General features: G+C 58.6%; 18 protein-coding genes. All 18 read left to right on the top strand.

Going from position 1 to position 12,814, the window contains the following annotated elements; translation table 11 throughout:
• Positions 1–35 precede the first annotated feature (35 nt).
• On the top strand, positions 36–542 hold the full coding sequence (locus CBW66_RS07920) for a head completion/stabilization protein (protein ID WP_086137837.1): 507 nt from the start codon (positions 36–38) through the stop codon (positions 540–542).
• Positions 542–751 (top strand): tail protein X, encoded by a 210-nt coding sequence (locus CBW66_RS07915; RefSeq protein ID WP_086137836.1) that lies wholly within the window; start codon positions 542–544, stop codon positions 749–751. Before CBW66_RS07920 ends, CBW66_RS07915 begins: the two co-directional genes overlap by 1 nt.
• Before the next feature lie 46 nt (positions 752–797).
• Complete coding sequence (locus tag CBW66_RS07910; RefSeq protein ID WP_086137835.1) at positions 798–1,169, top strand: hypothetical protein; 372 nt, start codon at positions 798–800, stop codon at positions 1,167–1,169.
• Positions 1,169–1,729: a glycoside hydrolase family 108 protein gene (locus tag CBW66_RS07905; protein WP_086137834.1), complete on the top strand. Its 561-nt coding sequence runs from the start codon at positions 1,169–1,171 to the stop codon at positions 1,727–1,729. Before CBW66_RS07910 ends, CBW66_RS07905 begins: the two co-directional genes overlap by 1 nt.
• Complete coding sequence (locus tag CBW66_RS07900; protein ID WP_230492083.1) at positions 1,726–2,250, top strand: lysis system i-spanin subunit Rz; 525 nt, start codon at positions 1,726–1,728, stop codon at positions 2,248–2,250. The genes CBW66_RS07905 and CBW66_RS07900 overlap by 4 nt, the downstream gene beginning before the upstream one ends.
• Positions 2,234–2,722, top strand: coding sequence for a phage tail protein (locus tag CBW66_RS07895; RefSeq protein ID WP_086137833.1), 489 nt, complete (start codon positions 2,234–2,236; stop codon positions 2,720–2,722). Before CBW66_RS07900 ends, CBW66_RS07895 begins: the two co-directional genes overlap by 17 nt.
• Positions 2,719–3,186: a phage virion morphogenesis protein gene (locus tag CBW66_RS07890; RefSeq protein ID WP_086137832.1), complete on the top strand. Its 468-nt coding sequence runs from the start codon at positions 2,719–2,721 to the stop codon at positions 3,184–3,186. The genes CBW66_RS07895 and CBW66_RS07890 overlap by 4 nt, the downstream gene beginning before the upstream one ends.
• 226 nt (positions 3,187–3,412) lie before the next feature.
• The gene (locus CBW66_RS07885) at positions 3,413–4,963 is read left to right on the top strand and encodes an AAA family ATPase (RefSeq protein WP_205701177.1); all 1,551 of its coding nucleotides are present in this window, start codon (positions 3,413–3,415) and stop codon (positions 4,961–4,963) included.
• A gap of 9 nt (positions 4,964–4,972) precedes the next feature.
• Entirely contained in the window at positions 4,973–5,857 is an 885-nt protein-coding gene (locus CBW66_RS28410; protein ID WP_139841627.1) for an HNH endonuclease, read from the top strand.
• A gap of 292 nt (positions 5,858–6,149) precedes the next feature.
• Positions 6,150–6,821: a phage baseplate assembly protein V gene (locus tag CBW66_RS07880; protein WP_230492082.1), complete on the top strand. Its 672-nt coding sequence runs from the start codon at positions 6,150–6,152 to the stop codon at positions 6,819–6,821.
• Positions 6,818–7,159, top strand: a complete 342-nt coding sequence (locus tag CBW66_RS07875) for a GPW/gp25 family protein (RefSeq protein WP_086137830.1) — start codon at positions 6,818–6,820, stop codon at positions 7,157–7,159. The genes CBW66_RS07880 and CBW66_RS07875 overlap by 4 nt, the downstream gene beginning before the upstream one ends.
• Positions 7,156–8,067 carry a baseplate J/gp47 family protein gene (locus tag CBW66_RS07870; RefSeq protein WP_086137829.1) on the top strand — a complete coding sequence of 304 codons (912 nt, stop codon included), beginning with the start codon at positions 7,156–7,158 and terminating at the stop codon, positions 8,065–8,067. The genes CBW66_RS07875 and CBW66_RS07870 overlap by 4 nt, the downstream gene beginning before the upstream one ends.
• Positions 8,060–8,680, top strand: coding sequence for a phage tail protein I (locus CBW66_RS07865; RefSeq protein WP_086137828.1), 621 nt, complete (start codon positions 8,060–8,062; stop codon positions 8,678–8,680). The genes CBW66_RS07870 and CBW66_RS07865 overlap by 8 nt, the downstream gene beginning before the upstream one ends.
• Positions 8,677–10,206 carry a phage tail protein gene (locus CBW66_RS29375; protein WP_086137827.1) on the top strand — a complete coding sequence of 510 codons (1,530 nt, stop codon included), beginning with the start codon at positions 8,677–8,679 and terminating at the stop codon, positions 10,204–10,206. Before CBW66_RS07865 ends, CBW66_RS29375 begins: the two co-directional genes overlap by 4 nt.
• A 197-nt stretch (positions 10,207–10,403) precedes the next feature.
• Positions 10,404–10,637: a hypothetical protein gene (locus CBW66_RS07855; protein WP_086137826.1), complete on the top strand. Its 234-nt coding sequence runs from the start codon at positions 10,404–10,406 to the stop codon at positions 10,635–10,637.
• A gap of 5 nt (positions 10,638–10,642) precedes the next feature.
• Positions 10,643–11,818 (top strand): phage tail sheath protein, encoded by a 1,176-nt coding sequence (locus tag CBW66_RS07850; protein ID WP_086137825.1) that lies wholly within the window; start codon positions 10,643–10,645, stop codon positions 11,816–11,818.
• Between the two features lie 60 nt (positions 11,819–11,878).
• Positions 11,879–12,388 (top strand): phage major tail tube protein, encoded by a 510-nt coding sequence (locus CBW66_RS07845; RefSeq protein ID WP_086137824.1) that lies wholly within the window; start codon positions 11,879–11,881, stop codon positions 12,386–12,388.
• A 39-nt stretch (positions 12,389–12,427) separates the two neighbouring features.
• Positions 12,428–12,724 (top strand): phage tail assembly protein, encoded by a 297-nt coding sequence (locus CBW66_RS07840; protein WP_086137823.1) that lies wholly within the window; start codon positions 12,428–12,430, stop codon positions 12,722–12,724.
• Positions 12,725–12,814 lie beyond the last annotated feature (90 nt).

Below are 12,814 nucleotides of genomic sequence, written 5' to 3'. Positions count from 1 at the left end.
CCACCGCCTACCCTTTCACTCCCACCACAGACACCATGTCCTTTATCGCCCTTCCTCCCCGCGCTCCCGCTGCCGCCAGCATGCCGCCGGCGCCCAGCTCCACGCCCGGCATCGTGGAAAACGATGGCTGGTTCCCCGACATCCTACTCACCGAAATGCGCGACGCCATGCGTCTGGACGGCACCGTCACCGACGCGCGCCTGGTGCAAGCCGTGGTCGATGCGATTTTGCAGGTCAACCGCGAGCTGGCCGACTGGCAAAGCACGCATGCGGCGGCCGGCATCGCCGCGCTGGCGGACGTGCCAGCCAGCCGCATCAACCGCGAAAGCCGCTTGCTGGCACAGTACCGGCGCGCCGTCTACAGCACGGCCAAGGCGGACTTGATCGAGCGTTACCGCGACTACGACACCACGGCGTCATCGGCCAGCGACAAGAAAAGCATGGAATGGCTGGACGAAGCGCCCGGCGCGCAGCGGCGCAACGCGCAATGGGCCATCGCCGATATGGTCGGGCGCACGCACCTGACGGTGGAATTGATCTGATGCAGGTACGCACGCAACAGCACGACACAGTAGACGCGCTGGTGTGGCGCTACCTGGGCGACGGCGCCGGCTACGTCGAGCAGACCCTGGAAATGAATCCGGCCCTGGCGCGCCACGGCGCCGTGCTGCCGGCCGGCCTGGTCGTCACCCTGCCGGAACCTGCCGCCAGCGTGGCCGCCATGGCCGACGTTGTGCAGCTATGGGACTGACTTCTTTAACAACTTTTAACTTATCCTCATCATGGAGAAACAAGCTATGTCCGCAGAATCGTTTGGTGGCTTCGCCGCCCTGGTCAAACTGTACGGCTTCAAGGCCGCGCTGGGCATGATCGGCGCCGCCATGCTGTACATCGTGCTGCCGCCCTTGAACAGCGACGGCACCTTCAACAAGGGCGAGTTCGTCGCCCGCCTGGCCTGCGCCGGCGTCTTCTCGTGCCTGCTGGGCGGCACCGCGTATCAGCTGCTGTGCGCGCAACTGCCGGCCGTCGGCGCCATGGTCAACGCTTCCGCCGTCGATCTGATCGTCGGCGCGCCCGGCTGGTGGGTATCGCGCGCCGTGGCTCTGTGGTTCCAGCGACGCAGCGACAAAGACATCGCCGAGCTGGTCAACGACGCGAAGGAGCATTGATGGCTCCCACCAACGATGCACTGGTCGCGCGCGCCATCGATGACGTGCTGCGCACCGAGGGCGGCTATGTGAACGACCCGCAAGACAAGGGCGGCGAAACCAACTTCGGCATCACCGTGGCCGTGGCCCGCGCCAACGGCTACCAGGGCGCCATGCGCGACTTGCCCGTAGCGCTGGCACGCGCCATCTACCTCGCGCGCTACGTCACGGGGCCGAAGTTCGATCAGGTGATGGCCATCCATGCCGGTATCGGCGCGGAACTGATCGACACGGGCGTCAACATGGGGCCGCGCGTGGCCGCCGAATTCCTGCAGCGCTGGCTGAACGGTTTCAACGACACGGGCGCGCGCTATCCCGTGCTCACCATCGATGGAAACTTGGGCAACCAGTCGCTGGGCGCGCTGGCCGCCTTCCTCGCCTGGCGCGGCCAGGAAGGCGCCGCCGTCATGCTGCGCGCCCTGAACGGCTTGCAGGCGGCGCGCTACCTGGACATCACCGAAGCGAACAAGACGCAACGCCGCTTTCTGTTCGGCTGGCTGCGCACGCGGGTGGCGCTGTGATCGCGGCGCCGCACTGGCGCGCGCTGGCCGTGAGCTTGCTGGCCGGCACCGTGCTGGGCTGGACGGTGCAGGGCTGGCGCAAGGACACGATCCTGGCCGACTTGCGCCGTACCGCGGCCACCGCTCAGGCAGCGGCCGCCAGCGCGCTGGTAAAGACCACCGGCCGCGTGCTGCAGCTGGAACGCACGGCCGCCGGCCAGCTCGCCGCGCGCACCGATCAACTCATCAAGGACAACCACCATGCACAAACTGACCGCGACCGCTTTATGGCTGACGTGCGCAGCGGCGCTATCCGCCTGTCAATCCCCATCGCAGGCAACCGCCCCAGCCCTGGCGCCGGCCCCGCAGATCCCGCCGCTGCCGGCGTCGATCGCCAGCAAGCGCGTGCCGAACTTGACGGCGCGGCTGCGGCAGCTCTTGACGCCATCGCCAGCGACGGCGACGCCGCCACCCGGCAACTGAACGCCTGCATCGATGCCTACAACCTAGTACGGGACACCTACCATGTACAAACCGAATAGCCTGCGCCAGCACTTGGCCGCCGCCATCCCCGAGCTGCAGCGCGACCCGGATCGCCTCGTCGTCTTCGTCGACGAAGGCAACGTCGTGGCCACCGCCACCGCCTCCCTCTCCTTCGAATACCGTTTTACATTGAACCTGATCGTCACCGACTACGCGGGCGACGCGGACGCCATCATGGTAGCCCTGATCGCCTGGCTGAAGGTCCACCAGGCCGAACTCATGGCCAACGAGGAACAGCGCAAGCGCGGCATCAGTTTCGAAGTCGATTTCAATAACCACGAAACCGTCGATATCTCGATCAAGCTGGACCTGACCGAGCGCGTCATCGTCAAACGCGGCGAAGGTGGCCGCCACGACATCAAGCACGCGGCCGAGCCACAGGGCACGCCCGCCTTTGCGGACGAATTCTGGACGCTATACGACGGCGACACCCTGCTGGCCGAATGGCAAGTGCCACAGGCAACACCATGAGTGACGACCTGCACGCACTGGAAGCCTGGGCCGGCGCCCTGCTGGCCAAGCTGGCGCCGGCCCAGCGCCGCGCCATCAACCACAAGGTGGCCATCGACCTGCGCCGCAGCCAGGCGCAGCGCATCAAGGCGCAGCAGGGGCCGGACGGCGCAGCCTATCCGGCGCGCAAGCGGCGCAAGGAATTCAAGGGCAAGAATGGACGGATCAAGCGCCAGAAGGCGGCCATGTTCGCCAAGATGCGCACCGCCAAACACCTGAAAGTAAAGGCGACAGGCAACCAGATCGAAGTCGGCTTCTTTGCCTGGGTGGCGCGCGTGGCGCATGTGCATCAGTTTGGCCAGCAAGACCGCGTTAGCAAAAAAGGGCCGGTCTACAAGTACCAGGAGCGGCCGCTACTAGGTTTGAGTGAGGCGGATCGGACGTTGATCCACGAATCCTTGCTACATCACCTTGAGCAGCTCTAATATTAATATATCCACAAATTTGACTGACAAAAATTATCAATTGAGTTAGAGTTGAGTGCAAATTCATCTTCTCGATAAAACATCAATGATAATAATATATATTGGCTCAAAATATTTCACACCCACAAACAAATTCACAGCATATATAAATATATCTGACAATCTACCAGATTGCCGCAAATTATTAACATAATAAAAAATAAAAACAATCAATTGAAAACATAAAATGATATTAACATTTAAAACATCAACAAACAAAAAATCATCAATGTTTGAGGAGCATAAATTTGTCCTAAATCCTAGTGCATGGGATGATTACTCCTTTAAGACATCATTCCATGTAATATACTCCGGCCCAAAAAATATAAAAATAGATTTAGGAAATGTGAAAATTGGATTCAAAAATCAAAAACACGGATGGACAAAAGATTCTTTGGATGACGTATTTGATAAACTTGATTCCGACTGGTTTTCACTTGGTCAGGACGTGGAATATTATCGATCACTTTATGAAAACTTCTCCGATGACGTAAGAAATGAGTACTTAAAAAGAATGAATGACGTTACGGCCAATCACGATATATATTCCTCTGCTTCTGAAGAAGACGTTTTTGAAAATTCACTCATGCGCAGTGTCAGCACATCAGTAATTCAAGGACAATACAGAAGAGTCCTTAATGGCCAACCTGCCTTAAGTGAATTTAAATTCACTTATCGGGAAACTGGAGGAACACAGCGTGCTGCTATCGATTTATCGTTTCAAGTTGATCCAGATTCAAAACCTCCAACAAACGTTCATGTAATCATTGGTAGAAATGGAATAGGAAAAACAACCTTATTAAACAACATGGTCAACTCCGCACTATCAATTGAGCATGACATTGGCATTAATGGAAAATTCCATTCAAAAGATAAATACAGCTATACGGAAATTAATTTACCAGAAGAATATTTCAGCTGTGTTGTCTCCGTATCATTTAGTGCCTTTGATCCTTTCGTTCCGCCACCTGATCAACCAGACCGTTCTCGCGGATTAGCATATTTTTATATTGGAATGAAGAAAGCTGGGGATTTCTCTGACGGCCATCGTCGAGTGACAAAATCCAAGGACGATTTCACTCTTGACATCTTGAATAGTATGGAGGCTTGCTTTAGTCAAAAAATTAAAAAAGAAAGATGGTTTTCTGCCATACAAAGACTTGAGTCCGATTCGAATTTTCAAGAAATAGGGCTTGGCAATTTAAAAAATTTAGATGATAGCGATGCTTTAAAACAAGCATCACTACTCGTTAAAAATATGAGTTCCGGCCATTCGATAGTATTGTTAACTCTCACAAAATTAGTCGAAACTGTTGAAGAAAAAACGCTTGTCCTGATGGATGAACCAGAAAGTCACTTACACCCCCCACTCCTATCAGCATTTACTCGCGCTCTATCTGACCTTCTGCATGATAGGAATGCAGTCGCCATCGTAGCGACGCACTCTCCTGTCGTCGTTCAAGAAGTTCCGAGTAGTTGTGTTTGGAAAATCACGAGATCTGGTAACTGCGCACGCAGGGATCGCCCAGAAATCGAGACTTTCGGAGAAAACGTAGGTGTTTTAACGCGCGAAATATTTGGTCTAGAAGTTTCAAAATCAGGATTTCATGCAATGTTACAGTCAGCCGTTGATGATGGTGGAGTATTCGAAGGCATTATGAATATTTATCAAGATCAATTAGGGTACGAAGCTCAGGCAATTTTACGAGCCATGATTCGTGGCCGCGACAATAATTAAACGATCACAATGAAACTAATTGATAAACCACTGCTTGACGAAAAAATCGTGTATGACACATGCATTAATGGAGTTAATGAACCAGAACGCCAATTAAGATTTTCAACAGCCCGAAAAGATGTTTTAAACCAATTTCAAGAATATCAAAAAAAGGCAGAAAAATTTCAACTTTTTTCGTTACCATCTTGCCTTTGGGGAAAAGATGAACAAATAATATTAAATCCCATCACAAAAAAAGACTTTACTGATCTCTACTCAACTTTCTTTGCAAGTGAAAAATCCCCAGGAAGAGATTATTACAACCAAATAAAGATACTTGCTCCGCTCGGGAAATGTCCATACTGTGGCTTTGGCCATGTCTCCACCTTGGATCATTTTTTACCAAAAGCACGTTACCCAGCATTGTCGATATTGCCAGCCAATTTAGTACCATCATGTAGCGACTGCAATAAGGGAAAGGGAAGTCCAGTAATAAATAGAAAAACACAAGGACTTCACCCTTATTTCGAGCCTGAAAATATCGAAACTGATATATGGTTACATGCGAACTTAATCCAGACCACTCCACTAACAATTGAATATGAAATTAAAATTCCGAATGATTGGGATAAGGATCTAAAAAAACGTTTAAAAAATCATTTTAAAGATTTCGAATTATCCAAAAGATTCTCAGTTGAGGCCGCAACAGAACTAGCTAGTCTAATAGACATGTTAGATGATTTAGATATTTTAGATGACCGAATTAATCACTTAACTAGAATTGCCAGAATTGAGCGGCGCGTACGCCCTAACACATGGAGAGCAGCCTTATATGACATGCTAAAAGACAACAATTGGTACATTAACGGCGGATACAAAAATGCGAAGAAATATAAAATTATCAAAAGAAATTGAATATCATCATTACTACTTAGCAATGCGTGAAAAACCCAAAACACACCAACACGCGAAAACATAAAATTTAGCAATTAACTTAACAACTCTCAAAAATATAAATTTTTTACCACTTAAAAATATCAGTAAAAATATAAATCTGCGCGCCCAGTAACAATGTTAACTCACAGTGATTAAATTAAAACCGTAAGCAACGTAACATATATATCTAATTTAGCAATTACCAATATCATAGTCATTAACCTACATATCAACCCGCCCCCGCGTGCATCCGCACGCGGACTTCGGCAACATGCACTGCATGAACGCCGACCTGTCCGACCTCCTCCGCTTGCTGCAAAACTTGATCCGCCTGGGCACCATTGCCGAGGTCAAAGGGACTAAGGGGCGCGTCCAGCTCGGCCCGACGCTCACCACCGAATGGCTGAAATGGGCCACACGGCGCGCAGGCAGCACGCGCACCTGGTCCGCGCCGACCATAGGCGAACAGGTGATCGTCTTTTCCCCGGGCGGCGACCTGACGCGCGGCGTCATCGTGCCCGCCCTGTACTCGCAGGAATTTGACGCACCCGAAACCAGCGACAGCATCCACACCACGCATTACCCGGACGGCGCCGTAGTGCAGTATGACCACGACGCGCACGCGCTCACCGCCACCCTGCCCGGCGGCACCGCCACCATCACCGCCGACAAGGTGACGTCGAACGCCCCCAGCACCATTTGCACGGGCGATGTCACCATCATGGGTAACTTGGTCGTCAAGCAAAGCACTACCGTGCAGGGCGCCACCGCGCTGAACGGCGGCGTGAACGCCAAGGCCGGTGCCGCTGGCGGCGTGGCCATGGCCGTGCAAGGAACCATCAAGGCCAGCGAGGACGTGCTGGCCGGCGCCATCAGCCTGGCCAAGCACCCGCACGGCGGCGTCAAGGCCGGCGGCGACCAGTCGGGCGGGCCGTTGCCATGATGGGTATGCACGCCGCCACCGGGCGCAGCCTGACGGGCTTGGGGCACCTGCGCCAGTCCGTCACCGACATTCTTACGACTCCCATCGGCTCGCGCATCCGGCGCCGCCGCTATGGCTCCGAAGTGCCCGAGCTGATCGACCAGCCCCTGAACAGCGCCACGCAACTGCGCATCTATGCCGCCACGGCCTTTGCCCTGCGCCGCTGGGAACCGCGTTTGCAACTGTCCAGCGTGCAGCTCACGCGCGACACGGACGGCGCCATCACCGTGCTGCTCGATGGCACAGCGAATGGCCAGGGCATCACCCTGGCCGTGCCCGTCAAAGGAGGCGCAGCATGAGCACGCCCATCGACCTGACCCAGTTGCCCGCGCCCAGCGTGGTCGAAGTGCTGGACTTCGAAGCCATCCTGGCTAGCCGCAAGCAACACCTGGTCAGCCTGCTGCCGGAAGCCGAGCGCGCGGCCGTCACGGCCCTGCTGGCCCTGGAATCGGAACCGGCCACCAAGCTGCTGGAAGAAAACAGCTATCAGGAAACCATCCTGCGCAACCGCGTCAACGAAGCGGGCAAGGCCGTCATGCTGGCCTTTGCCATTGGCGGCGACCTGGACCAGCTGGGCGCCAACGTCAACGTGGCGCGCCTGGTCATCACGCCGGCCAATCCGACCGCCCTGCCGCCCGTGGCCGCCGTCATGGAAGACGACGACGCCTACCGCCTGCGCATCCAGGAAGCGCCGGACGGCCTGTCCGTGGCCGGGCCGAAGGCGTCGTATGAATTTCACGCCCGCAGCAGCGACGGCCAGGTCAAGGACGCCAGTGCCATCAGCCCAGCGCCGGCCAGCGTCATCGTCACGGTGCTGGCTAACAACGACACCGGCATCGCCAGCGCCGAACTCTTGGGCACCGTGGCGCGCGCGCTCAACGCGGAAGAGGTACGCCCCCTGGGCGACCGCCTGACGGTGCAGGCCGCCCAGGTCATCGATTACCAGATCGAGGCCACCTTGTATATCGGCGTCGGCCCGGAAGTGCCGATCCTGCTGGACGCCGCGCGCGCCAACGCCGTGCGCGTATCGCAGCCGCGCCGCCCGCTGGGCCACAGCATCTATCGTTCCGCCTGCAGCGCCGCCGTGCACGTCGAAGGCGTGCGCAAGGTCGTCTTGACCGGCCCGGCACTTGATATCGAACTGGACGCCACCCAGGCCGCGCGCTGCACGGCCATCAACCTGCACGTGGTGGTGCTCGATGAATAAGACCGTGCCGACCCTGCCGCCCAACACCACGGCGCTGGAACGCGCCATTGCCGTGGCCTGCGCCGAGCTGGTCAACGTGCCCGTGCCGCTGCGCGAGCTGTGGAGCGCCGACCGCTGCCCCGTCAATCTGCTGCCGTTCCTGGCCTGGGCCTGTTCCGTCGACCGCTGGGACGACACCTGGCCCGAGTCGATCAAGCGCGGCACGATCAAGGCGTCCTACTTCATCCACAAGCACAAGGGCACCATTGCCGCCGTGCGCCGCGTGGTCGAGTCCCTGGGCTATTTGATCCGCATCACCGAATGGTGGCAGACCACGCCACCCGGCGTGCCGGGCACCTTCCGCCTCGATGTCGGCGTGCTCGATTCGGGCATCACCGACGCCATGTTCCAGGAAATGGAACGCCTGATCGCCGACGCCAAGCCCGTCAGCCGGCATTTGACGGGACTGGCGCTGTATCTGGAAACCCGTGGCCAGGTGCGGATCGGCTTGAGCACCTATCACGGCGATGCGATGACGGTTTATCCGTGGATCGCCGACGAAATCGAAGTGCGCGGCACGCTGGTACAAGGCGGCGCACCCCATACCATTGACACCATGACCATCTATCCATGAGCACATACTTTGCCATTCTGACGCAGGTGGGCGAGGCCAAGCTGGCCAACGCCATCGCCCTGGGCCAAACCCTGAAACTGAAAAAAATGGGCGTGGGCGACGGCAACGGCGTCCTGCCGATCCCCGACCGCGCACAAAAAACGCTGGTGCATGAAGTGCGCCGCGCCGACCTGAACCAGCTTGCTATCGACCCGGCCAACGCCAGCCAGATCATCGTCGAGCAAGTCTTGCCCGAGGACGTGGGCGGCTGGTGGCTGCGCGAAATCGGCATCTACGACGAGGCGGGCGACCTGTGCGCCGTCGCCAACTGCCCGCCCAGCTACAAGCCCCTCATGGCCGAGGGCAGCGGCCGCACGCAAGTGGTGCGCGTGGTGCTGATCGTCGCCAGTACGGCCGCTATCGAGCTGAAAATTGATCCGTCCGTGGTGCTGGCCACGCGCAAGTATGCCGACGACAAAGCCGCCGAGGCTGTCATGGCGCATGAGGCGAAGGCCAACCCGCACCCGCAGTACCTGAGCAAGATCGACGGCGACGCCAAGATCGCGGCGGCGATCGCCGCCCTGGTCGATAGTTCGCCTGAAACCTTGAATACCCTGGCCGAACTGGCCGAGGCGCTGGGGCGCGATCCGCATTTCGCCACCACGATTGCCAATGCGCTGGCATTGAAAGCCCCGCTCGACTCACCCGACCTCACCGGCACGCCGCGCGCGCCGACGATCCCCCACGGCGACAATTCCGCGCGCCTCGTCAATGCCCGCGCCTTGGTCGAGGCGACGCAGGGCCGTGCCGGCGTGCAAGGACTGGTGGGCGCGAACAGCGTCGCTTCGCCGGCGAACAAATTTACCGTGTCCGCGCTCGCCGTCACGATGCGCAACCCGGCCACCGGCCAGACCATCACGAAATATGCCACCGGCGCCTTGACGGCGGACGTGTCCGTGGTGGGCGCGAACGGCCGGGATCAGGCGGCCGTCATTGCCGGCACCTTGACGGTACACCTGCACTTCATCTTCAATCCCGCAACGGGCGTGACCGCCTTGCTGTGGAGCGCGTCGGCGGATGCCCCCACGCTGCCGGCCGGGTTCTCCTTCTTCGCCTATGCCACCACCATCCGCTACCAGGGGGCCAACGTCATCACGCCCATGCTCGTTCGTGGCGCCAAGGTCTTTTATGCCAACGACTCCAGCGCAACCCGTGTGCTGAGCGGCGGCGCCGTGACCTCGCCGCCCGCGCCGGTTGACTGCTCCCAGTACGTCCCGGCGAACGCGACAAGGGCAATCCTGCACTGCGAGCTGCAGCTATCTAGCTCATCAACAGCGATGTTTTTGCTATCCATCCTCGTCTTGGGCATGCAGTTCGCGCCGGTGCAATTTTCCATCGCCACTCCCGACACCTACATGCAAGGCGCAGGGACTGCCGAGATTCCCCTCGACAGCGCCAGGCGCTTCAACTACGCCATCACGGCCGGAGCTAAGGGTGGCGCCTATATCGCCGTCATGGGCTATATCGTTCCCAATGGAGATTGCTAAGTGAAAAATTCTTTTCGTGACCCCGTCACGCACGTCCTCAAGGCCTGGGGCTTTGTCGATGCCAACGAAGTGGGCGACCTATCGCGGGCCGAACCCCTGAGCTTCNCAGGCGCTTCAACTACGCCATCACGGCCGGAGCTAAGGGTGGCGCCTATATCGCCGTCATGGGCTATATCGTTCCCAATGGAGATTGCTAAGTGAAAAATTCTTTTCGTGACCCCGTCACGCACGTCCTCAAGGCCTGGGGCTTTGTCGATGCCAACGAAGTGGGCGACCTATCGCGGGCCGAACCCCTGAGCTTCAACCTGGTGCCCGGCGACTGGCGCCTGGTCGATGACGCATGGATCGCCGTTCCAGCAGGTTTGCCCCCGGTACTTTCCGCGCCTGACCCGCGCACCCCATCCACCGATTACCCAATTGAACAGGAGTAGCAAGAATGGCCACCGACTACCACCATGGCGTGCGCGTCATTGAAATCAACGAGGGTTCGCGCCCCATCCGCACCGTCTCCACGGCCGTGCTGGGCCTGATCGCCACAGCCGACGACGCCGACCCTATCGCTTTTCCACTGGATACGCCCGTGCTCGTCACCAACGTGCTGGCCGCCATTGGCAAGGCCGGCAAGACGGGCACCCTGTATCGCGCGCTGGAAGCCATTGCCGCGCAAACCAAACCCCTGACCATCGTCGTGCGCGTGGCCGAAGGCGAGACGGAAGCGGACACCACCAGCAACGTGGTGGGCGGCGTGTCGCCGGACGGCAAATACCTGGGCGCCAAGGCACTGTTGGCCGCGCAAAGCAAGCTGGGCGTGAAACCGCGCATCCTGGGCGCGCCGGGCCTGGACACCAAGGCCGTCACCAACGCCCTGGCCAGCGTGGCGCAGCAACTGCGCGCCTTCGTGTATGCCTCCGCTTACGGCTGCAGCAACGTGGTGGCCGCCACCACCTATCGCGGCCAGTTCGGCCAGCGCGAGGTGATGATTATCTGGCCCGATTTTGTCAACTGGGATACCGCCATTGACGAGGGAGCGAGTATTTCCGCCGTCGCCTACGCCATGGGCCTGCGCGCCAAGATCGACGAGGAAACGGGCTGGCACAAGACGCTGTCGAACGTGGTCGTCAATGGCCCGACCGGCTTGACCCAGGACGTGTTTTTCGACCTGCAAGACCCGGCCACCGATGCCGGCGTGCTCAACGCCAAGGAAGTGACCACCCTGATTAACATGGGCGGTTACCGCTTCTGGGGTTCGCGCACCTGCGAGGCGCCGGGCGGCTTCTTCTATTTCGAGAACTACACGCGCACGGCCCAGGTGCTGGCCGACACCATCGCCGAAGCGCATTTCGCCTTTGTCGACCTGCCCTTGCACCCGTCCCTGGTGCGCGACATGCTGGAAAGCATCAACGCCAAGTTCCGCGACCTGAAACGCCAGGGCTACATCATCGACGGCCATGCCTGGTATGACGAACAGTACAACGACAAGGACACCTTGAAGGCGGGCAAGCTGGCCATCGATTACGACTACACGCCCGTGCCGCCGCTGGAAAACCTGCGCTTCCAGCAGCGCATCACCGACCGCTACCTGGCCGACTTCGCCTCGCGCATCGCCGCTTAACCATCATCAGCACCACCCTGCCCGCGCCCGCGCGGGCGCAATTGAACAACGGAGAACGCTATGGGCCTGCCCCGCAAACTGAAAAATTTCAACCTGTTCCAGAACGGCGTGTCCTTCCTGGGCATGGTGCCGGAAGTCACCCTGCCAAAGCTCAGCCGCAAGATGGAAGAGTACCGTGCCGGCGGCATGAGCGGCCCCGTGTCCGTGGACTTCGGCAACGAGGCGCTGTCGCTGGAATGGAGCGCCGGCGGCCTGATTGCCGAAGCCCTGAAACAGTACGGCGCGCATGCGCACGGCGCCGTGCAACTGCGCTTTGCCGGCGCCTACCAAGAGGACGACGAGGGCAGCGTGGCCGCCGTCGAAGTCGTCGTGCGCGGCCGTTACAAGGAAATTGACATGGGCGGCGCCAAGATGGGCGACGACACCACACACAAATACACCATGCCCTGTAGCTATTACAAGCTGCTGATCGACGGCGCCACCGTCATCGAACTGGACTTCATGAGCGGCACCGAGAACTTCGGCGGCGGCGACGGCAATGCCGCCATCCGCAAGGCCATCGGCCTGTAATCCCCTTTTTACTGACCACCACACCACAAGGAGCACAGCATGAACAACGACAACAACAATCAAGCCGTCATCGAACTGGACGAGCCGATCAAGCGCGGCGACAGCTTCATCACCGCGCTGACCGTGCGCAAACCCAAGGCGGGCGCCCTGCGCGGCATTTCCCTGATCGAGCTGGCCAACCTGAACGTGTCGGCCCTGCAGATCGTGCTGCCGCGCATCACTGAACCGACCCTGACCGCGCACGACGTGGCCAACATGGACCCGGCGGACTTGCTGGCCGTGGGCGCCGAGGTTGCCGGTTTTTTGGNCTGCCGCGCATCACTGAACCGACCCTGACCGCGCACGACGTGGCCAACATGGACCCGGCGGACTTGCTGGCCGTGGGCGCCGAGGTTGCCGGTTTTTTGGCGAGCAAAGCCGATCGCC

The sequence above is a fragment of the Janthinobacterium sp. GW456P genome, from assembly GCF_002127655.1.
In the GTDB taxonomy this organism is placed as follows: domain Bacteria; phylum Pseudomonadota; class Gammaproteobacteria; order Burkholderiales; family Burkholderiaceae_D; genus Janthinobacterium.
The sequence above is the reverse complement of the archived record's forward strand: the minus strand, read 5'-3'. Positions and strand labels throughout refer to the sequence as shown.